Below are 22,984 nucleotides of genomic sequence, written 5' to 3'. Positions count from 1 at the left end.
GCTCGATCGCGCGAAGGCGGGCATGAAAAAGCCCCGGCCGGTGAGGCTCGGGGCTGGAAAAGGGCGGCCAGGTCAGGCCGGATGAACAGTGATCCGGTACGTCGCTCCGAAGCGGCGCAGGCCGGCGTTGTCGTACGGCAGAGGCCGTGGCCCGGTGAGGGTCTCCACACGGGTCACCACGGCGTTTCCTGCCTTGTTGCGAGCCAGGCGGTCGTGTAGCGCCCGCTGAACGTCCAGTGCTGCGGTGGAAGCGCCGTCGCGGGTGGCGTCGAACACGTCGATATCGACCGTTGCCCGGTCTAGCTTGAACCCGTCGTAGGGGCCGCCGATCCGGCGGACCCTCACCGCGGGAACGAGGCTGTCAAGGTCATTGGGTGTCTCGGACATGGCGTGCATGCCGACGACGTTGACCTCGATCCATGACGTTAGGAGTGCCTCGACGTCGATCATTCGCGACTTACCTGATCAATCGCCCGGCCGAGGATCCGCTGCCCTTCGCCGACACGGCGGTTGCCGAACTCCAGAGGCGCCGCAGCCTCCGAGCCGTTTCGGATCTTCGCCCAGGCACGGTCACCTGTGCCGAGCTGGATCGGACTGCCAGACTGGCCGCTGTCGATCTCGAACGACTCGGCGTACTCGCCAGAGTCGTGCGGGGCGTCCGCCTGGGCGTAGGAGACGATGAGGCGCGCCCGCTCGACCATCTCCTGCTCCATCTTCGCGGACCGCAGCATGGCGCCGATGGACTTGTTGTTGGGCTTGAAACGCGCCTTAGCCACGCCGCCCCCCTCTCAGCCCTTCGTGCGTTCGAGGCGAATCTCCAAGCCGGGCGCGGCGCCAGTCAGCGGCGACTTCCAGAGTTGCGGTTCGCCTTGCACGGTGAACACCCGGCCGTGCAACCGCACCCGGTCCGTGGCGCGGATGTCCGCCCCGTACGGGGCCAGGACAGTGAACAGCTCGGTCGTCTGGTCCTGGGCCTCGACCTGTTCGGTGCTGCCGGTCGGCCAGGCCGCGCAGCCCGGCACGGGGATCTCCCGGTCGCCGTCGGGCACGTAGTTGCCAGCACTGTCCCGCGTCCTGCCGGTGGGGCGCAGGATGACGATCGTTTCGCCCTGCGGTAGAGGAACGGGCATCAGTACCAGCCCGCCTCATACCAACCCTCTTCCGGCCAGGTCGGATCAAGAGCGATCGGCCAGGACGCGGACGGGTCAGCGGTGTCTGGAGTCGGGTCGACAGTGAATGCTCCCCCACGACCGCCCAAGCGCTTCAGCGTTGCCGTCTCTGCCTTGGTCAGGTAGAGGCCCGCCTGGGGGCGCTGCACGCTGTAAGGACCTACGGACTCTTGAGAGACACCCTGTGGGTTGGCGTAGCACCGGCCGGCGGCGGCGAGCACCACCGCGCTGGCGCCCTCCGGCAGCGGCTTGACGATCGACTCGGATAGCAGCGTGGCCTGGTTGAGGAGCAGGTCCGCGCGAGCCTCGTTGATCTCTGCCAAGCCCAGGTAGAGAGCGAGATCCACAGCGGTGAGTGTCACGGCGACCTCCTACAGGGCCTCGATCGCCTCAACCCAGCGGGCCAGATCCTCAGTCGGGTCGAGTTCTTTGCTGCGCTGCCGGGCTCGGTCGGAGGCGGTTTGCCACTCGGCCGGGTCGTCGAGCGCCCGGATCGTCGCCGCCCACGCCTCCGCATCGGAGACCTCACAGAACAGGCCTGCGTCGGCCAGCGCCTCCGACAGACCCGGCGTGGGGTTCGCGACGACGGGGATACCGCTGGCCATCGCCTCCACCGCGACGCGGCCCCACGACTCCACGTGCGACGGCATGAGCAACACGCGGGTGCGGGCGTACACCTCGTCCCGCATTCGTTCGCCCGGCACCTGCTCGAGGATGTCGACGTTCGGCAGATCGCGGAGGATCTGCTGCCCGTAAGCGCCCTGCACGCCGAGGAACCGGTGGTCGGGGAGCCGTTCGGCGAGCCGCCAGAACAACTCGGCGCCCTTTTCCCGGTTGAGGTTGATCAGTGTGATCGCGTCTCCGGGAGTGGTGGCGTAGTCGTCGGCGAACACCGGGGGTCGCACCACGATGGAGCAGGCGGGTTGCGCCCATTTCGGGTGCTCGGCGAACTGAACGTCGGCCTCGGCCTGCAGGTGCAGGCTGTTGTAGACGACCAGTGCGCACGATGCGGCGGCGAGGTTCTTGAAGATGATCGGCGCCGGGTTGTGTGCCAACCCCACGAACGGGATGCCGTACCCGCGGGCCAACGCCGCGGCGGCGGGCACGTTCTCGTACTGCGAGACCACGACGTCGGCATGCCGGATCGCGGTTCCGACATCCAGTCGGGATGCCAGCGGGACAACCTTGATGCCGTCGATGCTGTACGGGTCGCGGGCCTTGCCGTACCGCGACAGCCACACCGTCACCTCATGGCCGCGAGCCGCCAGCGGGCGGAGCATGGAGAACAATGCCCACTCGCCGCCTGCGTTGTGGTCCGGCGGCGCCGAGTGGATCCGCACCACAATGCGTTTCGGCCGATCAGTCCGGCCGGTGAGCGTCGCGGCGGCGGTGGAGGGCGGCGCCTTCGGGGTGCCGCCCTCCGGCGTGGCCACGACTTTCGGTGCGCGCGTCCGCCTCGCTGGGGCGGCATCAACCGCTCTTCGACGGGGCGGCATCAGGAGATGTTGCCCGCGGCGGTGTACTTGACGAACGCCTCGACATCGCCAACGACGAACCCGTAGAAGGCCTCCGCCAGGAGGAGCACCAGGTTCTCCTGGAAGGCCGAATGCACCCCGCCATCCTCATCAACGTAGGTCGCCTCCTTGGAGATACGGACGGTGATGTCCATACCGACGCCGTACGCGGCCTGCGACCAGTCGCCGCCGATCGCCCGCAGACCAGTGTCGGTCGAGGCGGACTGGCGGCGGTGCTTGCCGGACACACTGCGCGAGTAGGCGAGCGTCTCTCCGATCAGCGTGCCAGCCACCGCCTGGTCCATGCCGGGCGTGGTGGTGTCGACGAAGATCGGGCGGCCGTTGGCGTCGGTCTGGAGCAGCAGCTGCGGCCTCAGCCGGGGGTCAGCGACGAACCCGGTGAAGTCCCAGTCATCATCGACGACCTCAGACATGCCGTTGACCAGGTCAGCGTAGATGCCGCCCACGTTGTCGGCGGCGGTGCCCAGGTGCACCCACTTGCTGGTCTCGATCAGGTGATCGGGGAACGGCCCTGCGGCGCCCTTCATCGTCTTGCCGTGGATCGCGGCCCGGTCGAAGGCGCGAGCGAACGCGGTCGGCAGGTCGTTCTGCAGCTGCGTCCACAGGCCTGCCGCGTTGGTCATGACGACCTCTTCGGCGACCGGGATGAGAACGGCGAGCTTCTTGGCGGTCATCTGCTTGACGTCGATCCCGCCGCTGGACAGAGGCTTACGAGAGCCCTGGCCGACCCAGTCCGCGGTCGGCACGTCCAGCGGGACCGGGATCGAGGTGGTGGCGTCGATCGCCAGGGGGGCCCGGCGGGCCAGCGACATGATGGCGGACCGCTCGACCGACTTTTCGAAGATCGGGCCGGTGATCGTTCGCGGCAGTAGCGCGTCATTGATGTCGGAAAGCTTGATCGGGGCGGTCGCCACCATCAGGCACTACCTTTCTCAGCGGCCCTTGTTGAGCCGCGACTGGATGAATCCCGCGAACTCGTCCGCAGGGGTGGAAGATCGGGAAGCGTTGGCGCTGGATGCCTGCGTCCGGTCAGGGGCCGGGCGTTTGTGCTCCGGCTCCGGCGCTGGGGTCTTCTTCGCCAGGTGGGGTTTGCGTTCCAGCAAGTCAGCGAGGTCAGCCTGAATACGTTCGGCGTCGATCTCGCCGTCGTCGTCGGCGTAGGAAGCCAGATCCAGGAACGCGATCGCGTCCCCTGGGTCTTCGAACTTTGGGGTCGCAAAAGCTCGGACTTCCGCACGGACGGCCTTAGTGATCAGGCCCTGGATGCGGTTTTCCGCTCCCTCAGCGCGAGCAGTGACCTTTTCAAGGTCGCTCTTGTCGCGGTCCTCGAACTCTCTGAGCTGCTTCTCCAGGTCACGCTGGACCCGAGCGGCTTCTCGCAGGGCTCTGTCGGCCTCGCGCCGGGCCCTGCGCTCCTCTTGCAGCGCGGTCTTGCCGGTCTCGCCGAGCGTGCTGTCATCGCTGCGGGAGGTCTCCGTCGCAGAGGCCTCTGCGGTCGGCTCCACAGTGGTGGAGTCGTCGTTCTGCTCGGTGGTGGTGTCGTCAGCCATCGCGGCCTTTCAAAGGTGGTGGCCTGCCATCGCGGCTACGGCCAGGGGGAAATCACCCGCCGCGCGGCGGGGAGTCAGTGGTTAGTCCTCGCGGCCCTCGAACGCGCGCCGGAAGGCGCGGAGCTTGGCCTGGGTGCCGCGCTCGGACCCGGTGGAGACGGTGTAGAGCCGGTCCCACTCGTCGACGTAGGCAGGCGGCTCCCACCGCTGACCTCGAAAAACGGGGTAGACCGTGCAATCGCAGTGGTCGTGGAACTTGTACTTGCCTTCGCCCTCGAACTGATCGTTCGCGGACCCGCCAGCGGTTTCCTCGGACTCGTAAACCGGCCCTCTGGATGCCATGAGCGCACAAAAGAAGCAGGCGTCTGGGCCTGTGGTTCTCCCCCAGCCCAGAACCTCGGGGTCCTCGCCCATCGCCTGGACGATCGTGTCGCGCCCTACATCCGCCACGATCTTCTGAGCGACGCCCGAAGCTTTCTCCTCGGCCGCAGCGAGACGTTCCTCAATCGGAGGTGGATTGTCTGCCTTGGAGATCCACAGGTCCTTGACGGCCCACCTCAGCGACGCCTCGGCTTTGCCGGGCGGGATCTCCGCCGGGGTGGGCTGGAAGATCCCGCGAACCCCGGCGGTGTCCCGTTCGTCGGCGTAGTGGTCTGCGGCGAGCGTCCCGGACATGCCAGCGAACCGCCGCAGCAGTTCGAGGACTGCCTCAATCCACGCCGGGACGGTAGTCGCGAACGCTCCGAGGCGGATCAGCTCCCACAGCGGAGCCATCTCCTCGACCAACTGGGCCGACAAAGCGCGCTGGGCATCCTGGTACTCAGCTGCCCGTTCCTGCTGCGTCATCAGCGACCGTCACCTCCGGGCGAGCACGCTCCCGGCGATTGGCGGCGATCGCGTTACCGGCCTCGGCCAGCGCCTGCCGACCTGCGGACCGGCGCCGGTCAGCGTGGACACGCTGCCGCTGCCCCTCGGTCAGACCGACCATTTCCAGCGTCACGTCGGAGTCCGCTGGCAGGATCTGCTGCTGCACGAGCTTGACCGCGGCATCCGTCTGAGACGCCATGGTCGGGGTGGCCGGGTTGCGCCACACCGTCTCGATCCGGCGGGCCCGATCCGGCAGCTCACCGGTTTTGATCAGCAGGGCAAGGCGGAGAACCTGAGCCCACGGCGTGTTGAACAGGCCCTGCTTACGCTCAGCTCGTTTGACCAACTGCGCCTCGGTAGAGCGAATCGCGTCGGCTGAGGCGGGGTTGTCGGTGGTGTAGCCCAGGTAGTGCGGCGGTAGCCCGAGCTGGGTCGCCATGATCCGCGCGTACAGGTCGACAATGCGGGTCGACACTGACGGGTCGTAGGCGGCGAACTGGCCAACCTGCGGGACCTCGCCATCTTCGTCGCGCTCGAGTGCGAGCACGCGCCCGAGGTAGGTCTCCCAGGCTGAGAGCGGGTTGCCTTCGGCGTCCTGGAACGCCGACTCGCTCGCACCCAAGATGTACCGCTGGGGGGCGCCGTAGAACTCTCTGGCGACCTCCATCCCCATGAGGGTCCGGCACGCCGCGTCCGTGATGCTCATGACCGCAGGAGTGATCTCACTGCGGCCTACCCGGTCCGCGGTGCGTTGCCGGTTGGAGATTCGCACCACCGGCACCACGCCGAGCTCGTGCTCGTCTCGGTCGATGACCTCCCACCCGGTAGAAGCCGCCACCACATGGATCGACACGTCTGGCAGGTACAGCACTGCTGCGTCGTCGTCGCCCAGCCGGTACAGCCTCAGCGCCGAGGTGACCGCGCGAGCCCTCGCGTCGTAGAAGACAGTCATGTCGAGCGGCGACTCCACCGAGATCAACGGCGGACAGTCATCCGACCCGCAGTCACCGGACCCGACCGCCACATACGACCGGCCATAGATCAGCGAGTCCAAGTGAGCGAGCTGAGACTCCGCGACGAGCTCGTTCGGCTCCCAGATGTCCGCCAGCTCACCGGACTCGTTCGGGGCGTCCTTGTACCGCCACGTCTCAATGTCGAGGCGCTGCTCCAAGGCGTCCACGCCGATCTGCGGCCACCCGATGACCGTGTGCAGGCCCCGCAGCTGCGGCGGGATCGAGATCCCCAGGTCGCGGACCCGCTGTTCGCCGTTGTAGTAGCAGTCCCGCAACTCCAGTCGAAACCGATCCGACAGCAGTTCGCCCCGCAGGGCCATCAGCAGGTTCTGCTCGTCATCTGACAGGGTCAGCAGCGGCAGGTCGGGGATCGTTGCGGTCATCGCAGCACCACCGCCCGTCCCTGTCCTCTACGTCCCAGCCCCTTGGAAACGGCATCCACACGTGCTTGCCAGGCGAGCATCGCGGCGATCGCGGCGTCGATCTTCCTGCGGCTGGTCGGATGCTCCTTGGCGATCTGCAACCCGGAGCGGGAGCTGCGCCGGCGAGCGTTCAGCATGTGCCGGGTCAGCGCGAACGAGCCATCGTGGGTGAGCTCGCCGTTGATGATCGCGGCGTGCAGCTGCTCCAGCGCCCGCACGACCAGGTTGGTGCGGTTCATCCACCACTCGATCGGATGCTGCATGCTGGAGCGGGCCTTCAGCCGTCGGCCGTAGGTGTACTCCCAATCCGCAACATACGACCGCCAGTCGGCTGCGGGGTCGGCGTAGAAGCCCATCACCTTGTACTTCGAGAACGCGCTACGCACTGCGGCCTCGACCTCGACAATCGGCACCCACCAGTCCCGGCCAGCAGGACCGTCAGGCTGCTCCCACACTGCGATCTCAAACAGGTGCCCATCGGAGACACGGCACCCGATCAGCGCCGTCGCGTCAGTGACACCACGTTCCCTGTGCCGAGAACCGTCGAAGCCGAGCGTGATCCGCTCTCCGTCCGCCACGACCTTCGTCGCGTCAGCGCACGCCGCCCACTCCGGCTGAGACAGCCACGAGTCAGTGGCGTGCGTGATCTGGTTCAGGAAGAAGCGGCGCGCGTCGGAGGGCTCCGTGTCGGGGTCCCAGTAGTCCTGAAGAACCCGCTCCAGATTGACCCAGCCGCCGTTCACGTCGGCCGAATCCCCGTACGCCACCGCCAAGCCCGCGAGCAGGGACTCTTTGTCCTCTGGCTCCGTGTCGGCGGGCGCCTCACGATGGTCGTACAGGATGCCGTCGTCGCCCTTGAGCTTCCCGGCCTGCTGGTTCTGCCACGCCTCCCACGACTTCTCCGCCACGGAGTCCTCGCCGGGGATGAACGCGTTCGGGCTCTCCACCGACGACGCGTTCACCTTCGTCAGGTTGCGCCGCAGCGTGGAGGCCAGCTTCCTACCGCCGTTCGTCGGCGTCCACGACTCCGTCTGGTCCATCACGGCGAAGATCGGCCGGAAGCCCTCGCGGGAGGTCGCCGCCGACGTGGTGAATTCGATCCGGCCGCGTGGCACGTTGACGAACGACTCCATCGGCTCGATGTCGTAGGCGTCGTAGACAGGCCCGTTGCGCGCCATCTCCAGTAGCGGATCCCAGGTGTTTGCCGTCTGATCCTCGCTGACTGCGACGATCTGCGCTTTGGCCTTGAAGCCCATCGAGGTCCACTCGCGCGCCACCGGCTCCCCATCGGCGCCCCACCCGTCCAGCACAACAGGGGCGAGCGCCTCGGTCAGGGTCAGCGCGGCCAGCAGCGGCGACTTACCCCAACCCTTCGGCCGGCACAGGACAGCTCGCCGGATCCGGCGGGCGTTGTCCAGGTGTCGGCCCTTCACCGCCGGGCCGGAGAAGTTCGGATCCACCACGTAGAAGTCGAGGATGAACTGCGCCTGCTCATCAGTAAGCTCCAGCGGATCCCCGGCGCTCGGCCCGTCCGGGACGATCAGGTGCGTCGTCATCCAATCCAGGACGATGTAGCCGAGCGTCGGCAGCTCCCCCGGATAGCGGGGGCCACGCCACGGCATCTACGAGCCCTCGTCGGCCTGCCGGGACGGCAGCACCCGCAGGTTCGCGTACCGGCTCTCCGACTTCGGCCTCTCGGGCCTCTTGGCGTCCTTCTCGTCTGCGTCGGCGAACACCATGCGAAGCCTGGCGCGGTCCTCGGGGGTGGCGCCCATCTTGGCCACCCGCAAGCGAACTTCAGCCGCCAGGGTCCATTGCCCCTTCGACCACATCGCATGGTGCATAAGTGCCGTGTCGAGCAGGAAGGACCAGTCCGTCTCGGACATCACCTCGGCCTGCGGGGAGCGCTTCCACACCTCCCACCACTCGTGCGTGCGCGGGTGCCAGTCGATGTCCTCAGGCAAGTCCGGCGGGTCGGCCTTCTCAAACCGCAGCACCGTCTGTGCGTGCGAATCCTTGTTGCGTCGCGCCCTCCGCGAGGGGTCCTTCGGCGCGGGACCTACTCCAGCCATCGGAGGAATCACCTCCAATGACATGCGAGTGGGTTAGATCAGTTCAGTGAGAACCCCAGACAGGTCAGCCAGAACAGAAGGAGCGGACTCGAACCGGTCGCCTGTCACAGCGATGAACCGGCCATTCCCGTACGCCTCAATGTGCGCGCCGTCCTCACGCCGGATACGCCGGCCGACAGGGACATGGCCGCGGCCGAAGATGTGCAAGCCCGTGCCGGACGCCGACACTTCGACGTAGGTGCGCGGCAGCCGGGCCAGGATTTCCCGCGCCCACGGCGCCGCTCTGCCGTCGATGATGCAGTGATCCAGGTCGAGGCAGACGATGCCGTCACCGTTCAGCACGAAGCCGAGGCCGACGCCCACCCTCGACTTCTTTGCGCGTTTGTACGAGCTCCACGTGGCGGAGTCAGTCGAGGACGCCGCCCGCCGTGACACCTGAAGCGGGACCTTCTTCTTGGAGTGGCGCACCCACCGCGCCTCATCCCGCATGGCCTTCGGCACAGGGTGACGGTCCCGGTGGGCGGCGACCCTGCAGCGGGTCGAGCAGTACGTCGGGATGCGACCCCGGCCGCCGATCGGCAGCCTTTCGCCACACCTCGCACACCGCCCAACCGTTGACTGCATGTGCACAGCCTAGCGAGGCAATGTAACGAATAAAAGCTCTGAGCTGCACAGAAGAAGATCCCGCTCGATCCACCACGGTAACGCTCGGTCATCACCGCAAGTCCCAGAGCCGTACAGAATCCCGGCACGTATACCTGCCGATTTCGCCTTGCCGGGCATGGGGGGATAATCCCCCAGGGTGGGCACGAATCAGACATTTTTGGTTGCTGTGTGTAGTTATGTTGGGGTTACTGGTTACGTCGGTCTCCGGGCCACATACCGGTGTTGGTGTGGTGGAGGCGTGCGCAGTACCCCTTGGCTCTGGGGCCTAGGTACTTGCTGAGCTTCTCGGTGCATCGGGTGAAGTCGCCCTTGGTTCCCCACTTGATGGAGCGTCCGCCTTCTCCTGTGCTCCAGTAACGTCGCAGAGTTGCTGCGTTGCTTTGGGTGCGTGGCATAGTGCTCACCTCTTGCCTGTTCGGTATCCAGGGTTGTGGTGGTCAGGCCTTGGTGTGGGGGTTAGTAGTCGTATCGGTTGAAGAAGCCAGCCATCTCTGCTGCGTTGGCGGCTTTCTCCCATGCGGCGTCGAACTCTTTTTGGTGGGTTCCTTCGACGTAAATGCCCCAGTTGTCGTGCCCTACCGGGGTGATCTTGAAGCGGTCTTCTGGGCTGTTGCCTCGCCATTCGCCGAGTTGTTCGACTCTGACCTTGCCGACGTTGGTGGTGACGTCTACGTGGGTGACGCCTTCGTCGGGGCCTGTGGGGTCACTGTCGTCGAAGCCTTCTACAACCACGTTGGTGGCCCTGTCGAGTTTTGCGAAGGACTTCTTGTCGAAGACAACCTCGACGGGGCGGCCGTCGTCTCCAAGGTGCCTGAAGGCGAACTTGTTGTCGTCGGTCATGTAGACGTCGAGGTCGCCGTATCCGGTGTCGACGCGACTGGCTGCGTCCATGCGACGCAAGGAGTCGTCGATCTTGTCGAGGTCTTTGCTGCTGAGCTGGAGGGCGGGGGCGTTTTGCAGTTCGGCTATGGAGGGCGAGTCGTTCGGGCCTACCCGCAGCGAGTATGTGTCGTCGTCTTCTTTGCGGAGCATCATGACGTGCGCGAGCTTTGGGCGCCCATCAGCGTCGGTGTCAACGCGTTTGATCCAGCTTTCAAAGCCGGGGTCGTGAGCCTCGCTGTTGATGTCGCGTACTGCGTGCTTGAGGTTAGAGATGTCATTCGGGCCCAGGCGTGCCGTGCCTGTCTTGGTGGTGATGGTAAGGCTGCCGTCTACGTGACGGTCAAGGGCGATCTCGCCGCCCTTGCGGGTGGGGATGTCGGAGCCGGTGAGGATGTTCGGCATGCCGCGGCTAGAGGTCGCTGGCTTGCGGACACCACCTCCCCCATGGGCGAACGTGCCGTCAAGGTCCCGAGGGTGGTCATGTTCGTTCCAGGTGTTGGCGCTGTGGCGCCCCATGGTCACCTCCAGTGGGTGGTGTGGGTCGCCTAGCTCTGCACGCAAATGGTCGTGACGCCCGACATGACGGTGAAGGTCACGCCCGGGAAAGAGCGGCGGAGAGTAGAGGCGATGGCCTGGGTTTCTTCATCGGAGAGTTCTTGGGCGAAGGTGGCGAGGACCTTGTCGCCTGGGCGCAGAACGATCAGGGCGGGGGCGGTCATCGCTTCTTCGGCCAGTACGCCTCGGGCCGTAGCGCACGCTGAGCGGCGTAGCGGCGCCGCATGCAGAACGCGGGTAGCCAGTCCAGCCAACAGGAGATGCCATCAGCGCAGACTCGGCTCCAGAGGCGGCCGGACCACTGCTCAGCCGCCCACCAGAACTCATGGCGGGCGTGATGGACGAGCTTCATCCCGTCGCGCCTCGGATGCTGGCCTGAATCATCTGGCCGATCAGGTAGAGGGCTTGGGACTCGGTGAAGCCAGCGTTGACGTAGGCCATGAACAGTTCGTGAAGCTGGGCGGCGCCTTGGGCAAGCTGGGTGATGGGGTCCTCAGGTTCAGACATGCGTGTCTCCGGCGAACAACGCCGCGCCAATCGCCTGGATAACGGACTCCCAGCCGCGCGTGTAGGCACGTCCGAGTTGGCCCTCCTGCTCGGAAACAGCGGGCTTGCGGGGGATGTCGAGGATGCGGGTCAGGAGCAGTCGCATGCGGACGTTGTCAGCGCGGAGCCGTTCAGTCTCTTCCGCGAGCCCGTTGTGATGCATGCGGAAGCACTGCGACGCCTGCTCTGCGACCATGGCGATCGATTCCGCCCAGGCGAGCCGGCGTTCGGCGCTGACGTCGTTCCATCTGCGGATCCACTGGGCTGGAGTCAGGGTTCCGGTGTCCTCAGGGGCGGGCTCGTCTGCTTCGCCAGCACGAAGGCGGGCAATCTCGGCGCGGAGTTCGTCTGCCTCAGTCATCGGCGGCACCATCCGGGCTGACAAATCGCCGCACCTTCTCTACCGTCTCGTCGAGGGACTCCCGGTCCACTTGGGCGACCATCCGCACGTTGACGGCGGCAGTCAGGTCAGACATGGCATCTCCTCGTGAATGGCGAGAGCCTCGGCGCACGAGGACGCCGAGGCTCTATACCTCCAGGAGCGACCTGGAGGGTTCTGGGTGGTGTTCAGTCCCGCAGGCCAGGATGCTTCTCAGCGGGACGCTGACGGTGGCCCTGCTTGGCCGCTTTGGCTCTCCCGCCCTCAGAGCTGGACTTGTAGAGGTGGCAGCGCTGGGGTGTGTTGCGCCCGTGGATGGGACGCAGGTTTTCGATGCGGTGGTCGTCACCCGGCTTCAGGTGGTCAACCTCGTCTGCGCCTGGCTCGCAGCACACGTGACAGATGTCGCCGTAGACGCGGAAGACCTCGGGGCGTCGACGGCTGTTCCAGTCAGAGGGCAGCCTCAGGTTGCGTGTGGAGTTGGCCCACTGCCCGTTCGCCATGTCCCGCCTCCCCCTCGCGGATCAGCGCCCACGTCGCGTCAGGGTTGCCTTGGGCTTGGTGGTAGCGGTAGATGCGGGCGAAGTTCGCGCTGTACTGCTCGCCTTCCTTGACGGCGGAGGCGTGGTGCAGGGAGTACACCCGCCCTTCATGCCGAACTGGTTCGGCGCCCAGCAGCGTCAGGTGGGCCGCGGCCCATGCGGCGTCTTCTCCGCCCCAGCCGAGGAACAGCTCATCCTGGGCGCCGTGCGCCCACCAGGTGGCTGGCGTGGTGACGTACACGCCTGAGCAGGCCCCAGGGACCTCGAAGTAGTTGCAGTCCTCCAGCGGCACGCCCGCCCAGTGTTGGGCGGTGCCGTCGCGCCTGAGGGACCGGTAGGAGGTGTACGGCAGATGCACCAGGCCGCTGGTGGCGGCGCTGCGGATTGCCTCCAGGAGCGGGTCCTGTTCGGGCAGGGTGTCGGCGTCGCCCAGGACCACCACGTCGAATCCGGCATCCTCAGCCAGCCGTACGCCCTTGTTGCGGCATCCGGCGAGACAGAACGGCTCGTGGTCGGTGTCGACCGCCAGGATCATCGCGTCGGGTAGCAAGGCGCGGTACCGGGCCACGGTCAGGTCGTAGGCGTACTGCCGATCCTGGGTGGGGCGCCACGGGATGACCACCATGACAGTCGGGTCAGTAGTCATAGCCTGCCCTCTCGTGTCCGATGTGCGTCACTGCGGGTGGGTCGCTGCGGCGGCCCCAGTAGGCGCCGCGGGCCGAACGGTTCTTGAACAGGGCGCGGCCGAATCGGCTCTCCGACCAGGCGCCCTCAGGCCACGGCTTGGCGAAGGTCCGGGCGGGAATCAGCGACGGATTGCCGGTAAAGCAGGCGCGGTGCTCGATCCACCAGAAATGGCCGTCCGTGCACTCCTCGAACAGCTGCCCTTCGGCTTCGAGTGCCTCAATGAGACCGCCGTGGTGGTGCTCGTTGCCGAACCAGGGCTGGCGGAGCAGTGCGATCTGGGTGAGATGGTCGTAGGTGTCGAGGACCGCGGCGAGTTCGGCGAGGTCGACGGGCCGGTTGAACGTGAAGTCGTCCTCAACGAAGAACACGTGAGGGGCGCCTGCGGCGAGGGCCCAGACGGCGCGCATGGCTCGCCAGTACCCCGCTGCCTGCTCAGCAACGGAGACGACAGCACAGCCTGGGAACTCCTCGGCCAGCCATGCCCGGTATTCGGCGTCGCCTGAGTCGTCGACGATCGTCACCGTGCCGACGCCCACGACGCTGCCTGTGGCGGACGGCAGGGACTGGATGATGCAGTCAGCCCGGCCATTCGTCAGGACGATCATCGGAATGGTCAACCGGCTCGCCTCCATGCACTGTGCGCTCGTGATAGTTGGCGGCGGCCAGAAGGCCGAAGATCGTCGTGACGTTCTCCACCTCGGGGTCGTCCCCGTAAAAAGAGTCATCGCGGTCGTAGTAGGCGATCGGTCGGCCGCCTCTATCGCAGGCGCGGCACTGCAGGCCGACGCCGCCGTCCTCGTCCCCGCAGAGCCAAAAGCGGGCGTCGATCGCGGCGATGTTCACGATCGCCACGGGCCAGCTTTCAGTGCGCGGTCGATGCCCTCTTCGAGGCTGATCTTGGGTGTGTAGAACGACAGCATCTTGGTGGGGTCACCGACCCGGTAGGCGACGCCTTTCGGTGCGGCCAGGACGTGCTTCAAGTCTGGGCTGTAGCCCGCGGCGTCGGCGAACATCCGGGCGAGGTCGTTGAACGAGGTCGGCCGCCCCGTGCACAGGTTGGCCGGGCCTGGGACGTCGTGGTCGACGGCCGAGAGGGTCGCGGCGACCACGTCGGAGATGTGGATCCAGTCCCGGACCTGGGTGCCGTCGCCCCAGATCGTGAACGGGTCATCACGGCGCCTGGCCCGGTCTGCGAACGATGGGAACGGGTAGTCGAGCGCCTGGTCCTCGCCGTACCCGGAGAACGGCCTGAACACGTGGACGCGGAGCCCCTCGGCCTCGGCGTACTCGGCGAGTTGCTCACCCACGAGCTTCGCCAGGCCGTAGCTGAGGTCCGGGCCGCCGAGCGGGTAGTCGAACCGGATGTCGGACTCGGCGAGCGTGTTCGGCGGATCGCCGCCCTGCAGCGTGATGGGGTAGGCGGCGCTGGAGGAGTAGTAGACAATCCGTCCTGGGCGGGTGCGTAGCGCCCACTGGAACAGGCCAGCGTCGATCTCCAGGTCTACAGCGAGCGACAGGGGTTCGCCTTCGATCTTGGCTCGCCCGCCGACGACTGCGGCGAGGTGGACGACGAGGTCATAGCGCTCAGTGTTGGCGGAGAAGAACGACCTCGCGTCCAGCAGGCGCACGCCGCCGCGGGGGTTGATGTCGAACGCGGTGACGTCGTAGCCCGCTTCGGCGAGGGCGCGGGTGAAGTGGCGGCCAACGAAGCCGGCGCCGCCGGTAACGAGCGCAGTGGGCAAGGGTCGCCTCCTCACACGCGTAGGGCGTCGGCGGGGATGCGGAGGGTGTCGTCTCCGTAGAAGCCTTGGCCGACGAACCGGCCAGGCTCTCGGGGGGTGGGGAAGTCTCGTTTGGTGTCGAACCCGTCCGGTTCGAACTGGGGGCTCGCGGGGCTGGTGTGGATCATCAGGGACCGTTTGGCGATCGGGTAGACCTGGTGGGCCAACCACAGTTGGTCGGCCTGCCAGCGTTCCACACCGTCGTGCTGGGCTGGCAGCAGCGCCGCGGCGGCGCGGGCGCCGTCCCGCTTGGCGCCCCACATGCCCGCCAGGATCGGCATGTCATGCTCGGGGTGGTCTCGCATGGCATGGAACTCCTTGCCGGAGGCGAGCCACTCGTGGACCGCGGCCTGCTCACGCACGCACGGGCGGGAGTCGGCGTCGCGGAACATCACCACGTCCGCCGTCTCGTCGCGGAGGGCGTGGAAGCGCCAGAACGTGGAGAACCAGTTCTCCGGCATGCCAGGCATCGGGACGAGTTCGACGTTGGAGTGGGCAGCCAGCTGGTCGCGGGCCTCCTGAGGGATGGAGTCGCCGACGTAGAAGCGGCACATCCAGTCCGAGTAGAGGTCGGCGCAGATTCGAGCGTTGGCCAGCGCGCCGAGGGCGTAGAACTCCTGAGGGCCGAACAGGCTGAACGAGATCAGCCTCACAGGAGGGCCTTGAGCTTCTCGACGTCGCCGGGCATGTCGTGCTCCAGCCACGCGGCGTAGGCGAGCCGGTCTGCCTCGGCCGCCGCGGAGTCGTTGACTTCCCGGTAGCGGTCGTCCTCGGCGGCTTTGCCATTGAGATAGTGCATGTGCTCGACGACGACGTCCGGCAGGTAGCGGAGTCGGCCGATGGCTTGGCCGAGGTCTTTCCACACGTTGTCGACCCACAGGTGGAGCAGGCCGGGCGGCGCCATCCAGCCGAGCGCCTGAACGATATCGGAGGTCATGGCGACCTGGGTCGGCAGCCGGTCGTGTTGCAGGAGGTCGTCACCGTAGACGATGCCGGTGCCGAGGTCGTGGAGCTCGTCGAGGTAGCGGCGGTCCCAGCCGCGAGTGCGGGGCCGGTGGTCGTCGCCGAAGAAGCCGACTGCGAAGTGGTGCGGCGCCCGCTCCACCGCGACGGCGCTGAGGGTCGGGCACATGCGCAGCCGCGGCCCTACCACCAACTCAACGCCTCGGGACTGGCACAAGTACCGGTAGTCCTCCAGGGTGGGATCGTCTTCATCCGCGGCGACCAGGAGGGCGGCGGCGCCTGCTGTGGTGGCCTTCCACGCGTCGTGCAGGGCTGCGATGTTGCCTGGGCGTCCTCGCGACGGCACGATGATCAGCAGGTCGGCCACGCCGCTCCTTTCAGGTGACACGGATGGGTTCTCCTTCGAGCACGGAAAGCTCCTCGGAGGCTGTGACCTTCACCCATGGGACTTTGGGGCCGGGCGCCGCGCTGAAATCGAAGGCCGTTCCTGGGCCGATCTTCACTTTGGCGACGACAGCTCCGTCCATCTCGTCGACGTCCCATTCGGCGGTCTGCCAGTCACCAGATGTAGGACGGACACCGTAGGCCAGGACAGCCATCTGGACGGGGAGAGCGCTAAGACCGCTGTCGCCCTCCACCACCACGGACAGGTATTCGCGGGTCTCTCGGGGCCAGCTCTCGATCGCCATGCCCGTCACCTCCCAGCAGGGTGGTCAGCGGCGGGAGGAGCGGGCAGCCCAGCCGCGGCGAGTCGGGCCGAGGCGGATCGTGATGTCCTGGCCGGGTATCAGGGCGTGGGCATTCTCGGTGGCGGTGCCGGTATCGGCGGTTGCGACCGTCACGGTGACGGTCGCGAATTCGGCTGCCGTTGCGAGGTCTGCTGCTGTGCTGGCCGCGGCGAGAAATGCGCTGTCGGCGATGGCGGCTGTGTCCGCTGCGCTCAGGCCGACGAGGGCGGTCTCTACAGCAGTGGCGGCGTCGGCGGTGGCAGTGGTCGCGGTGAGAGTTGCCGTGTCGCTGGAGACCGCTGTGTCGGCGGTTGAGGTCGCCACGGCAAGAGAGACGACATCGGCTGCCGTGGCGGTGTCTGTGACGGTTGTGGAGACGCTCAGCGTCGCCGTATCGGCCCCAGTGCCGGTGTCGGCGGTGGTAGCGGAGGCGGTCAGGCCGGTGGTCTCCACCGCGGCGGCGGTGTCCGCGGCGGGCAGGCTCGCTGCCAGAGAGGCCGCCTCTGCGCCGACGCTGGTGTCCGTCGCGGAGCTGGCGGCCGCCAGGGTCGCGGCATCGGCTCCTGTAGCTGTGTCGCTGCTGGAGACCGCGGTGGGGCCCTCGGTGAGGGTGGAGGAGGACAGGCCGGCAGTGCCGTCCCAAACGGCGTTCGCGGTGTTGCCGTCGAAGTAGGTGCCGAGGGCCGCGGACTCCTCGATCAGCACCATCGTGAAATCAGCGGGGTTGATCGAAAAATTTATGCTGTCGAGGATCAGCCTGCAGGCGACGGCACCGGATGGGGCGGTCGCGGTAATCGAGAGGCGGGTCACGGTGTTGGCGGTCAAGGTGAACCCGGCGCTGGGGTAGCCGAATCCGCCGCCGCCAGCGTTGATCCACTCGACGTACAGGGCTCCGCTGTTGACGTTGAAAACGTTCGCCCGCGCATAGGCCGACAGGGTGTATGTCGCACCCACTGTGACGGCGTTGGTGGCGGTAGCCGCCGTGGAGCAGTAGGAGCCGCTGGTGGTGTACTCGGCGGCGTTTGTCCGGTCGAACCCGCTGACGGTGACGCGGGTTGGGGTTGATCCGCCGCCCCAGCCTGTGGTGTCTACGTCCAGGGCGGGGTTGAGGCAGAGGTTTCGCCGGGTTGCCATCAGCCCTCCCAGGAGGTCAGGACTGGGCGGAGCGTGGTGGTGATCAGGACAGCGTGATGGTCGCCGTCAGAGCCCAGCTGCCACCGGACTTCGTCCCGAGTGCGGCGCTCGACTTGTGGTTGAGCAGGGCCGCGTTCACCGTCGTGCCGCCTGAGACAGTAGGCGTGCCGATGTCGATCCCCCACTCTGACCAGACGAAGTTCGCGGTGCTGGCGTCGTAGGTGGACTTGAAGGTGACCACACCGGCCGCGACTTGCGGATAGGTGGCGTCCATCACCTGGAAGTACCGGTGAGTGGAGCCAGACGCGGCCGACAGGTCCGTGTCGCCTACCGCGGCGGTGGTCGACCCGTCACCGACGCCTAGGCGGGTGGCGGTGTTGGTTGCGGCCTGGCCTCCTCCTCCGGTCAGCAGCGACGTCAGGCGGGTCAGTCCGGCTGTGGTCAGCAGGTTGCCGGGGGCATCGATGACCTCGTACGGGGCGATATGGGCGGCGAGAAGGTCACCGGCCGGGGCCACGACGCCAGTCACTCGCTGAACCCAGGCGACCTGCTCGTCGTCCCACTTCTCAACACGGGCGTGGGCGTGCCACTCCAGCACGTCGGCGCGGCTCATGGGGATACCTCCGGGCATACAAGGAGAAGGGCCGCCCGGACGGGTCAACCCTGGAGGGGCGGGGAAGTTCAGGTGGGGTCTCCGGGGATCACACCGGTGTTGCTCGGCAGCGAGGTCAGGGTGACGTCCTCGTCGTGCGTGGTGTAGCTGCCGTTCCCGTCGGGGATCCGGTCGCCGTCTTCGTCGAGGTCGTACACCGCGGCCACGCCGCGCGCCGGGTTGTCCCAGAGGGTGAGGGTCTTGTAAGTGGCGTACACCCGGCCGCCCGGCGGCAGGGACGCCGCGGTGGCCCACTCGTAGACGTGGCCCTGCAAGTCGAGACGCTGCCCCCCTAGCCAGGTCAGGAAGTTCCGGTAACCCGGGGAGGTCATGTACTCCGGCATGGTGCGGATACCGGCAACGAGGTACGTGGGGTCGGGCACGGAGCTCCAGACAGAGAAGGTGGGCATGAGAAAGGGCCGCCCTCATGGACGGCCCTCGGGGTGGTGCAGGGGTCAGGGGTCAGTCAGCGGAGTATGGAGTCTCGGGACGCGCTCAGGTGGCTGCCTGCTCGACGAGAGCGGCGTAGTCCTCGTGGTCCGACCAGACCTCAGCCAGGATGCTCAACGTGGGGATCGGGTAGCCCTCGTCGTCGTCCGCGCCGTAGTAGTCGAGGTGAGCGGCGAGGAGCTTCCGTTTGGCCTCGATCTTACGGCGTGCGCGAGAGGTGGGGATGACGACCGTGTTGTGGTGGTAGTCGTCGTCCCAGACATAGAGCTTGTGGTCCCCCGGAGCCGACTCCGCGTCTCCTGCTTCGCAAAGCGTCACCTCGTCCTCCGCGAGGCGCGCCTCGATGAACGCGACGATCGGGTGCTGCTCCATTAGACGCGCTCCGGCCAGTGCCAGGTGCCGCCGCGCGGCTCCTCTGTCATCTCGTCCTGCAAGACACTCCGGTTGAAGAACATGCCCTCGGGATTGAGCACGGCGAGGCTCACATGGCCGATGTGGAGGCCACCGCCGCCGACACCGTCTTGGTAGGTGTCCACTGCAGTCACAATGGCCGCCCGGCAGACGCTCGGGTACTCGCCTCCCGGGGTGCCGTACGACACGTAGTGGACGATGTCGCCGACAGCAGGCGCTCGCTGGGGCATTGGACCTCCAAGGGGGTCAGGGGTTGGTGCCGGGCGGGCCGCCAGTCGCGGCGAACGACAACCCGCCCGGGAACTGGATCGGCCCGACTCCCATACCCCGCGGACAAGGAGCCGGGCCGAAGAACATGAGCTACTCGACGGCGGCAGAAGCCCAAGGGTCGGGCTTGTCATGTCGGCCTCCGGCGATCACCCGAAAGCTCGGCGAGCCCCCCGGCTCATCGACGTAGTCGGCTTCTGTCTCGTCGTCTTCGCCAGCGATGGCGTACGAGCCGCACATGCGGAGCAGATTGCGGACGATGGCTTTGGTCTCGGCGTTGGTGAACTTCGACGGTGCCCGTTCCAGCTGGAGGCCGAGGGCGATCCATGCGTAGTTGGCTCCGGCTTCTCGGAGGTGCTTGGCGCCGCAGTCACCGTGCCACCACTGGTAGAAGATCTTCGTGATGGTCTCGCCCTCGACCGGCGGCTGTCCGCAGCCGGGGCACGGGGTGGCTCGTCCTTCGCTCTTGTACTCGACCGTCTCGCCAGTTGGGTCGGTGTAGCGGTTGACGCGAGGAAGGATCGGCCCTTTGGACTCAGTGACGGAGAGCGTGACGTCGGAAATCATGCGGCACCGCCGAGGAGCTTGCGAAGAGAGCCCGTTTGCTCAAGGCGCGTTACGGCCCGGTCCCATGCCCAGCCGTCACCTGCCGGGGTGAGGCGGGAGGAGTAGCTGATACGCAGGACTCCGTGCTTGTCCTCGTACTCCGTTTCCTTCTCCCGGATGAAGTCCCTGTCGGTGGCGAACGCCTTCGGACGGTTGTTGCGGATCGTGTCGCCTCGGCAGATCAGGCCAATCTCGCCGAGGAAGTCGAAGACGTCCTTCTGGAGGATGCGGACACCGAGGTTCTGGATCGACCACGCCTTGAGCTTGTTCGCGAAGTCCGACAAGGTCATCAGCCCATCAGCGGACCGGTGGTGATCAGCGGCAGCAGCCTTCGGCCCCAGCACGGCGTTCTCTTCCTCGGCTGCTCGACGTCCAGCCGCCTCGATCATTCGGCCGGCGGCTTCGCGGTCAGCGCGGGCGGCCTCAAGCTCGGCGCGCTCCTCGGCCTCGTACCACTGGCGTGCCAGTTCCTTGCGGCTGAGCTGAGCCTTGCTGAACTGAGCCGGGCCGTACTGGCCGGTCTTTCGGATCGATGGCAAGACGTCGTGGTAGACCCAGCGCTGGAACCGGACGACCTGGTCCTTGACGTCCGGGTTCTTGATTCGCGTGGCCTGCCTCTGACCGATCGCTCGATAGAGGCCAGGTTCGGTGACGTGCCACATGACCTGGTCGCCGCCAGGGGTACACGACAGCGTGCGCCCCTTCTCGTCCTCCGGAAGGGACTCGGTAAGGCGATATGCGTCCCGCATGCCGAGAGCGCGAGCCAAGCCGGGCGCGTTGACGATAAAGCTGTCCCCCACGGGAGTGATCTCCAGGTGGAACTCTCCGTTGTCGAAGATCTGGAGTCCCTGATTGGCGCCCCGGTTGTCATCCTCAGGGCGGGGGGAAGTACCGTTGTGCACTGTCGATCTCCTTGAGTTAGATCGGCCAGGCCCCGGGACTGTTCACGCAGTCGCCGGGGCTCTTCGCGTTGAAGAGGCTGGTGCCTCAATTGTCCCAGATGTACCCGCAGCATGTTGGGCTATAGAACGCTCTTTCGACGGAAACATCGACAAAATGTTCTAGCTGAAGCGGGAATACCTGGGAAAAACGGATCAGCGGTTCGCAGATCGCTATACAGACTGCTCAAAAGCTCCGCCAGTACAGCCCGCTGCCCAGAACTACAGACCGGATGGGCTCGAACTCTGGGTCCTCGACGACCTTGGTGACCCGTTCGACGAGGCGTTCGTACAAGTGGCGGTGGGCGAGCATCTCCTCGTCGGTGCTGGAGGACAGACTCGCACCGACCGACACGCGGACATATTCGCGGCTCACTCGACGTCGTCCTTGGCGACGACTTCCAGCCCGGCCTCGTCGAGGTCGAGCAGGATCGCGTCCGCGAGCCTCTCTACCTCGTCGGGGTCCTCAGCGAAGTTCCCGTGGCGCCAGAGTGAGGAGGTGAGGACCTGTCGGGCTGTGGGCCGACGGGATATCGGCCTCTGGCTTGAGGGCAACGGCGGCGGAGCATCTGACCAGCCATTTCCTGGATACCAGTCGACGTTGCCGTTCTCGGTGACCAGGGAGCCCGCGCCAGAGGTGGGGGTCGAGTCTTCGGCCTGGGAGCCCCGGTGGCGTCGAGAGAACAGCTTCACGAGGTGGCCCGTGGAATGCGGTTTGGCCCCTCGTTGGGGTGGATGTGACGCCAGCAGACCCACGGTTCCCCCCGGCCGGGGGCAGCGTCATCGCGAGTCAGCTGGGTCGGAGAGTACACAACCTCGTCAGCACGCAGTGTCTCGCTGCACTGCGGTGCGCAGCATGGATCTCCCTCGTGAGCAGCTGCGGGGGATCTCGTATCGGTTCGCTCGTGGGGGATGGTCTGTGCCCAGGCGTCATAGAGGGTGTAGGTCTTCGTATGGGTCCGCGTGATCATGCGTCGGCCTCCTCCTGGGACTCGGCGAGCTTGTGGTTCACCACGCACCGGATCGCGTCGTCGGCAGCACCCAGCATCAGCACCACGCAATTGACCCGGTCCTCATCCGAGGCTGCGAGGAAGCCTGCGATCCACTCGTGGGCACGCTCTCGCAGGTCCACGGGACGGCCGGGGATGCCGATGGCAGCAGCAAGGGGACGCACCTCGGGCGGCAGGTCGTCCATAAGCGACCGCCGTGACTCGACGGGCTCGGTCAGGGCGGGGTCTGCGTATCGGTCTACGACCTCGACCGTTTGCGGTGTCGCCAGGATGGCTTTTGCTCCGCAGGAGTCAGCGAATCGCAGCCATGTCTCGTCGTCCTTGGTGGAGATGCCTTCGGGCCACTGGTCCACGATGAGCGCGAACGGCTCCTCGACATCCTCGCCGACGACGACCGAGGGCAGGGTCAAGATTTGGATGCGCATCAGGCCTCCACCTCAAGCTCAGGCGCGGCCCACTCCAGCTTGCCTTCGTCCCACACCATGCCGAGGGACTTGTTGACGAGCCACTGGGCGCGGAGCTCACCAAAGACTTTCCGGATCCGTTCGATCTCCCAGCCGCACACCTCGAGGTGGCCGGAACCGCGTTCGCCCCAGCCTCGGGCCCACCGGTGCTCAACCCGGCTGGGGTGCCCGTCGTAGTCGCGGCGCTCTGGGTGCGGGTCCTCGTAGGGGTTGGGTGTCTTACTTGGCCCCCATGACCAGTTGATCTCATACTCCGGTTCAGGCCGATCGGGGTACCAGTTCAGCTTCCGCCACGCCCGAACTTCCTGGGGTCCTTCGTGGACGTCGTACTCCTCGACGTCTTCGCTGAGTTCGTACGCTTCAGCATCCTCTTCACGAGCGAAGATGCCGACCACTCGGTAGTCAGAGTACGAGCCTTTGCTCGCCAGGTAGACCTTCATGGGTGTTCTCCAGGGGGTTTGGAGGTTGGGGGTGTGTGGTCCGGCTCTCCGAGCACCCCCTGCAAGGAGAGTCGGACCACGGTGCGTGGCGAGCGTGTTGTCGGGGGACTCCAGCTCTGCGTCACGCGGGCACACCGCTCGGGGGCGGCGTGCGCTTGGTGGGCGGCTGGTCCTGGCCTCGCCAGAAACAGGACCAGCCGCCGAGGTGCTCAACACGGCGGGTGCACGGGGAAGGCGCCGGCCGCGGAGCACACG

General features: G+C 66.6%; 37 protein-coding genes. All 37 read right to left on the bottom strand.

Annotation, left to right across the window (positions count from 1 at the left end):
* Nucleotides 1–72: 72 nt before the first annotated feature.
* Nucleotides 73–450, bottom strand: a complete 378-nt coding sequence (locus AB0395_RS39720) for a hypothetical protein (RefSeq protein ID WP_366290694.1) — start codon at nt 448–450, stop codon at nt 73–75.
* Nucleotides 447–776 carry a hypothetical protein gene (locus tag AB0395_RS39715; protein ID WP_366290692.1) on the bottom strand — a complete coding sequence of 110 codons (330 nt, stop codon included), beginning with the start codon at nt 774–776 and terminating at the stop codon, nt 447–449. The genes AB0395_RS39720 and AB0395_RS39715 overlap by 4 nt, the downstream gene beginning before the upstream one ends.
* A gap of 12 nt (nt 777–788) precedes the next feature.
* Nucleotides 789–1,130: a head-tail adaptor protein gene (locus AB0395_RS39710; protein WP_366290690.1), complete on the bottom strand. Its 342-nt coding sequence runs from the start codon at nt 1,128–1,130 to the stop codon at nt 789–791.
* Nucleotides 1,130–1,531, bottom strand: coding sequence for a hypothetical protein (locus tag AB0395_RS39705; protein ID WP_366290687.1), 402 nt, complete (start codon nt 1,529–1,531; stop codon nt 1,130–1,132). Before AB0395_RS39705 ends, AB0395_RS39710 begins: the two co-directional genes overlap by 1 nt.
* Before the next feature lie 9 nt (nt 1,532–1,540).
* On the bottom strand, nt 1,541–2,602 hold the full coding sequence (locus AB0395_RS39700) for a glycosyltransferase family 4 protein (RefSeq protein ID WP_366290684.1): 1,062 nt from the start codon (nt 2,600–2,602) through the stop codon (nt 1,541–1,543).
* A gap of 62 nt (nt 2,603–2,664) precedes the next feature.
* Nucleotides 2,665–3,621, bottom strand: a complete 957-nt coding sequence (locus AB0395_RS39695; RefSeq protein WP_366290681.1) for a phage major capsid protein — start codon at nt 3,619–3,621, stop codon at nt 2,665–2,667.
* Between the two features lie 15 nt (nt 3,622–3,636).
* Nucleotides 3,637–4,254 (bottom strand): hypothetical protein, encoded by a 618-nt coding sequence (locus tag AB0395_RS39690; RefSeq protein WP_366290678.1) that lies wholly within the window; start codon nt 4,252–4,254, stop codon nt 3,637–3,639.
* A gap of 81 nt (nt 4,255–4,335) precedes the next feature.
* Entirely contained in the window at nt 4,336–5,100 is a 765-nt protein-coding gene (locus tag AB0395_RS39685; protein WP_366290675.1) for a hypothetical protein, read from the bottom strand.
* Entirely contained in the window at nt 5,075–6,517 is a 1,443-nt protein-coding gene (locus tag AB0395_RS39680) for a phage portal protein (RefSeq protein ID WP_366290672.1), read from the bottom strand. The genes AB0395_RS39685 and AB0395_RS39680 overlap by 26 nt, the downstream gene beginning before the upstream one ends.
* Nucleotides 6,514–8,178, bottom strand: a complete 1,665-nt coding sequence (locus AB0395_RS39675) for a hypothetical protein (RefSeq protein ID WP_366290669.1) — start codon at nt 8,176–8,178, stop codon at nt 6,514–6,516. The genes AB0395_RS39680 and AB0395_RS39675 overlap by 4 nt, the downstream gene beginning before the upstream one ends.
* Complete coding sequence (locus tag AB0395_RS39670; protein WP_366290666.1) at nt 8,179–8,628, bottom strand: hypothetical protein; 450 nt, start codon at nt 8,626–8,628, stop codon at nt 8,179–8,181. It abuts the gene before it with no gap.
* A gap of 33 nt (nt 8,629–8,661) precedes the next feature.
* Entirely contained in the window at nt 8,662–9,117 is a 456-nt protein-coding gene (locus AB0395_RS39665; RefSeq protein WP_366290747.1) for a bifunctional DNA primase/polymerase, read from the bottom strand.
* A gap of 633 nt (nt 9,118–9,750) precedes the next feature.
* Entirely contained in the window at nt 9,751–10,692 is a 942-nt protein-coding gene (locus AB0395_RS39660) for a hypothetical protein (RefSeq protein ID WP_366290663.1), read from the bottom strand.
* Nucleotides 10,693–10,721: 29 nt separating this feature from the next.
* Nucleotides 10,722–10,895, bottom strand: coding sequence for a hypothetical protein (locus AB0395_RS39655; protein ID WP_366290660.1), 174 nt, complete (start codon nt 10,893–10,895; stop codon nt 10,722–10,724).
* A complete protein-coding gene (locus AB0395_RS39650) occupies nt 10,892–11,083 on the bottom strand; it encodes a hypothetical protein (protein ID WP_366290657.1) in 192 nt (63 codons plus the stop codon). Before AB0395_RS39650 ends, AB0395_RS39655 begins: the two co-directional genes overlap by 4 nt.
* Nucleotides 11,080–11,238: a hypothetical protein gene (locus AB0395_RS39645; protein WP_366290654.1), complete on the bottom strand. Its 159-nt coding sequence runs from the start codon at nt 11,236–11,238 to the stop codon at nt 11,080–11,082. Before AB0395_RS39645 ends, AB0395_RS39650 begins: the two co-directional genes overlap by 4 nt.
* A complete protein-coding gene (locus tag AB0395_RS39640; protein WP_366290651.1) occupies nt 11,231–11,638 on the bottom strand; it encodes a hypothetical protein in 408 nt (135 codons plus the stop codon). The genes AB0395_RS39645 and AB0395_RS39640 overlap by 8 nt, the downstream gene beginning before the upstream one ends.
* A complete protein-coding gene (locus AB0395_RS39635) occupies nt 11,631–11,753 on the bottom strand; it encodes a hypothetical protein (RefSeq protein ID WP_366290648.1) in 123 nt (40 codons plus the stop codon). The genes AB0395_RS39640 and AB0395_RS39635 overlap by 8 nt, the downstream gene beginning before the upstream one ends.
* A 91-nt stretch (nt 11,754–11,844) precedes the next feature.
* A complete protein-coding gene (locus AB0395_RS39630) occupies nt 11,845–12,159 on the bottom strand; it encodes a hypothetical protein (protein ID WP_366290645.1) in 315 nt (104 codons plus the stop codon).
* Nucleotides 12,107–12,844, bottom strand: coding sequence for a hypothetical protein (locus AB0395_RS39625; RefSeq protein WP_366290642.1), 738 nt, complete (start codon nt 12,842–12,844; stop codon nt 12,107–12,109). The genes AB0395_RS39630 and AB0395_RS39625 overlap by 53 nt, the downstream gene beginning before the upstream one ends.
* The gene (locus AB0395_RS39620; protein WP_366290639.1) at nt 12,834–13,502 is read right to left on the bottom strand and encodes a hypothetical protein; all 669 of its coding nucleotides are present in this window, start codon (nt 13,500–13,502) and stop codon (nt 12,834–12,836) included. The genes AB0395_RS39625 and AB0395_RS39620 overlap by 11 nt, the downstream gene beginning before the upstream one ends.
* Entirely contained in the window at nt 13,462–13,737 is a 276-nt protein-coding gene (locus tag AB0395_RS39615; protein WP_366290636.1) for a hypothetical protein, read from the bottom strand. Before AB0395_RS39615 ends, AB0395_RS39620 begins: the two co-directional genes overlap by 41 nt.
* The gene (locus AB0395_RS39610; protein WP_366290633.1) at nt 13,725–14,627 is read right to left on the bottom strand and encodes an NAD-dependent epimerase/dehydratase family protein; all 903 of its coding nucleotides are present in this window, start codon (nt 14,625–14,627) and stop codon (nt 13,725–13,727) included. Before AB0395_RS39610 ends, AB0395_RS39615 begins: the two co-directional genes overlap by 13 nt.
* 11 nt (nt 14,628–14,638) lie before the next feature.
* Complete coding sequence (locus AB0395_RS39605) at nt 14,639–15,319, bottom strand: hypothetical protein (protein WP_366290630.1); 681 nt, start codon at nt 15,317–15,319, stop codon at nt 14,639–14,641.
* Nucleotides 15,316–16,017 (bottom strand): hypothetical protein, encoded by a 702-nt coding sequence (locus AB0395_RS39600; protein WP_366290627.1) that lies wholly within the window; start codon nt 16,015–16,017, stop codon nt 15,316–15,318. Before AB0395_RS39600 ends, AB0395_RS39605 begins: the two co-directional genes overlap by 4 nt.
* Nucleotides 16,007–16,318: a hypothetical protein gene (locus AB0395_RS39595; RefSeq protein WP_366290624.1), complete on the bottom strand. Its 312-nt coding sequence runs from the start codon at nt 16,316–16,318 to the stop codon at nt 16,007–16,009. Before AB0395_RS39595 ends, AB0395_RS39600 begins: the two co-directional genes overlap by 11 nt.
* A gap of 24 nt (nt 16,319–16,342) precedes the next feature.
* Nucleotides 16,343–17,491, bottom strand: coding sequence for a hypothetical protein (locus AB0395_RS39590; RefSeq protein WP_366290621.1), 1,149 nt, complete (start codon nt 17,489–17,491; stop codon nt 16,343–16,345).
* Between the two features lie 43 nt (nt 17,492–17,534).
* The gene (locus AB0395_RS39585) at nt 17,535–18,104 is read right to left on the bottom strand and encodes a hypothetical protein (protein WP_366290618.1); all 570 of its coding nucleotides are present in this window, start codon (nt 18,102–18,104) and stop codon (nt 17,535–17,537) included.
* A 68-nt stretch (nt 18,105–18,172) separates the two neighbouring features.
* Complete coding sequence (locus AB0395_RS39580; RefSeq protein ID WP_366290615.1) at nt 18,173–18,526, bottom strand: hypothetical protein; 354 nt, start codon at nt 18,524–18,526, stop codon at nt 18,173–18,175.
* Between the two features lie 112 nt (nt 18,527–18,638).
* Nucleotides 18,639–18,965, bottom strand: a complete 327-nt coding sequence (locus tag AB0395_RS39575; RefSeq protein WP_366290612.1) for a DUF6221 family protein — start codon at nt 18,963–18,965, stop codon at nt 18,639–18,641.
* A complete protein-coding gene (locus AB0395_RS39570; RefSeq protein ID WP_366290609.1) occupies nt 18,965–19,234 on the bottom strand; it encodes a hypothetical protein in 270 nt (89 codons plus the stop codon). Before AB0395_RS39570 ends, AB0395_RS39575 begins: the two co-directional genes overlap by 1 nt.
* Before the next feature lie 130 nt (nt 19,235–19,364).
* Nucleotides 19,365–19,838, bottom strand: a complete 474-nt coding sequence (locus AB0395_RS39565) for a hypothetical protein (protein WP_366290606.1) — start codon at nt 19,836–19,838, stop codon at nt 19,365–19,367.
* On the bottom strand, nt 19,835–20,539 hold the full coding sequence (locus AB0395_RS39560; RefSeq protein ID WP_366290603.1) for a phage antirepressor KilAC domain-containing protein: 705 nt from the start codon (nt 20,537–20,539) through the stop codon (nt 19,835–19,837). Before AB0395_RS39560 ends, AB0395_RS39565 begins: the two co-directional genes overlap by 4 nt.
* Before the next feature lie 463 nt (nt 20,540–21,002).
* Nucleotides 21,003–21,191 carry a hypothetical protein gene (locus AB0395_RS39555; RefSeq protein ID WP_366290600.1) on the bottom strand — a complete coding sequence of 63 codons (189 nt, stop codon included), beginning with the start codon at nt 21,189–21,191 and terminating at the stop codon, nt 21,003–21,005.
* Entirely contained in the window at nt 21,188–21,508 is a 321-nt protein-coding gene (locus AB0395_RS39550; protein ID WP_366290597.1) for a hypothetical protein, read from the bottom strand. The genes AB0395_RS39555 and AB0395_RS39550 overlap by 4 nt, the downstream gene beginning before the upstream one ends.
* A 274-nt stretch (nt 21,509–21,782) precedes the next feature.
* Nucleotides 21,783–22,250, bottom strand: a complete 468-nt coding sequence (locus AB0395_RS39545; RefSeq protein WP_366290594.1) for a hypothetical protein — start codon at nt 22,248–22,250, stop codon at nt 21,783–21,785.
* A complete protein-coding gene (locus AB0395_RS39540) occupies nt 22,250–22,729 on the bottom strand; it encodes a hypothetical protein (protein WP_366290591.1) in 480 nt (159 codons plus the stop codon). Before AB0395_RS39540 ends, AB0395_RS39545 begins: the two co-directional genes overlap by 1 nt.
* Nucleotides 22,730–22,984 lie beyond the last annotated feature (255 nt).

The organism is Streptosporangium sp. NPDC051023, from assembly GCF_040689595.1.
Classification (GTDB): domain Bacteria; phylum Actinomycetota; class Actinomycetes; order Streptosporangiales; family Streptosporangiaceae; genus Streptosporangium.
Note: the sequence above shows the minus strand (reverse complement) of the source record. Positions and strands in the feature narration are given on the sequence as shown.

Excerpts from the sequence above, each read along its gene's own strand:
- AB0395_RS39630 (WP_366290645.1), bottom strand. The coding sequence starts at position 12,159 with ATGGCGAACGGGCAGTGGGCCAACTCCACACGCAACCTGAGGCTGCCC.
- AB0395_RS39655 (WP_366290660.1), bottom strand. The coding sequence starts at position 10,895 with ATGACCGCCCCCGCCCTGATCGTTCTGCGCCCAGGCGACAAGGTCCTC.
- AB0395_RS39670 (WP_366290666.1), bottom strand. The coding sequence starts at position 8,628 with ATGGCTGGAGTAGGTCCCGCGCCGAAGGACCCCTCGCGGAGGGCGCGA.
- AB0395_RS39645 (WP_366290654.1), bottom strand. The coding sequence starts at position 11,238 with ATGTCTGAACCTGAGGACCCCATCACCCAGCTTGCCCAAGGCGCCGCC.
- AB0395_RS39565 (WP_366290606.1), bottom strand. The coding sequence starts at position 19,838 with ATGATTTCCGACGTCACGCTCTCCGTCACTGAGTCCAAAGGGCCGATC.
- AB0395_RS39680 (WP_366290672.1), bottom strand. The coding sequence starts at position 6,517 with ATGACCGCAACGATCCCCGACCTGCCGCTGCTGACCCTGTCAGATGAC.
- AB0395_RS39560 (WP_366290603.1), bottom strand. The coding sequence starts at position 20,539 with ATGTGGCACGTCACCGAACCTGGCCTCTATCGAGCGATCGGTCAGAGG.
- AB0395_RS39665 (WP_366290747.1), bottom strand. The coding sequence starts at position 9,117 with ATGCGGGATGAGGCGCGGTGGGTGCGCCACTCCAAGAAGAAGGTCCCG.
- AB0395_RS39640 (WP_366290651.1), bottom strand. The coding sequence starts at position 11,638 with ATGACTGAGGCAGACGAACTCCGCGCCGAGATTGCCCGCCTTCGTGCT.
- AB0395_RS39570 (WP_366290609.1), bottom strand. The coding sequence starts at position 19,234 with ATGCCCCAGCGAGCGCCTGCTGTCGGCGACATCGTCCACTACGTGTCG.
- AB0395_RS39690 (WP_366290678.1), bottom strand. The coding sequence starts at position 4,254 with ATGGCTGACGACACCACCACCGAGCAGAACGACGACTCCACCACTGTG.
- AB0395_RS39660 (WP_366290663.1), bottom strand. The coding sequence starts at position 10,692 with ATGGGGCGCCACAGCGCCAACACCTGGAACGAACATGACCACCCTCGG.
- AB0395_RS39685 (WP_366290675.1), bottom strand. The coding sequence starts at position 5,100 with ATGACGCAGCAGGAACGGGCAGCTGAGTACCAGGATGCCCAGCGCGCT.
- AB0395_RS39575 (WP_366290612.1), bottom strand. The coding sequence starts at position 18,965 with ATGGAGCAGCACCCGATCGTCGCGTTCATCGAGGCGCGCCTCGCGGAG.
- AB0395_RS39635 (WP_366290648.1), bottom strand. The coding sequence starts at position 11,753 with ATGTCTGACCTGACTGCCGCCGTCAACGTGCGGATGGTCGCCCAAGTG.
- AB0395_RS39590 (WP_366290621.1), bottom strand. The coding sequence starts at position 17,491 with ATGGCAACCCGGCGAAACCTCTGCCTCAACCCCGCCCTGGACGTAGAC.
- AB0395_RS39625 (WP_366290642.1), bottom strand. The coding sequence starts at position 12,844 with ATGACTACTGACCCGACTGTCATGGTGGTCATCCCGTGGCGCCCCACC.
- AB0395_RS39585 (WP_366290618.1), bottom strand. The coding sequence starts at position 18,104 with ATGAGCCGCGCCGACGTGCTGGAGTGGCACGCCCACGCCCGTGTTGAG.
- AB0395_RS39720 (WP_366290694.1), bottom strand. The coding sequence starts at position 450 with ATGATCGACGTCGAGGCACTCCTAACGTCATGGATCGAGGTCAACGTC.
- AB0395_RS39710 (WP_366290690.1), bottom strand. The coding sequence starts at position 1,130 with ATGCCCGTTCCTCTACCGCAGGGCGAAACGATCGTCATCCTGCGCCCC.
- AB0395_RS39545 (WP_366290594.1), bottom strand. The coding sequence starts at position 22,250 with ATGCGCATCCAAATCTTGACCCTGCCCTCGGTCGTCGTCGGCGAGGAT.
- AB0395_RS39595 (WP_366290624.1), bottom strand. The coding sequence starts at position 16,318 with ATGGCGATCGAGAGCTGGCCCCGAGAGACCCGCGAATACCTGTCCGTG.
- AB0395_RS39540 (WP_366290591.1), bottom strand. The coding sequence starts at position 22,729 with ATGAAGGTCTACCTGGCGAGCAAAGGCTCGTACTCTGACTACCGAGTG.
- AB0395_RS39675 (WP_366290669.1), bottom strand. The coding sequence starts at position 8,178 with ATGCCGTGGCGTGGCCCCCGCTATCCGGGGGAGCTGCCGACGCTCGGC.
- AB0395_RS39650 (WP_366290657.1), bottom strand. The coding sequence starts at position 11,083 with ATGAAGCTCGTCCATCACGCCCGCCATGAGTTCTGGTGGGCGGCTGAG.
- AB0395_RS39695 (WP_366290681.1), bottom strand. The coding sequence starts at position 3,621 with ATGGTGGCGACCGCCCCGATCAAGCTTTCCGACATCAATGACGCGCTA.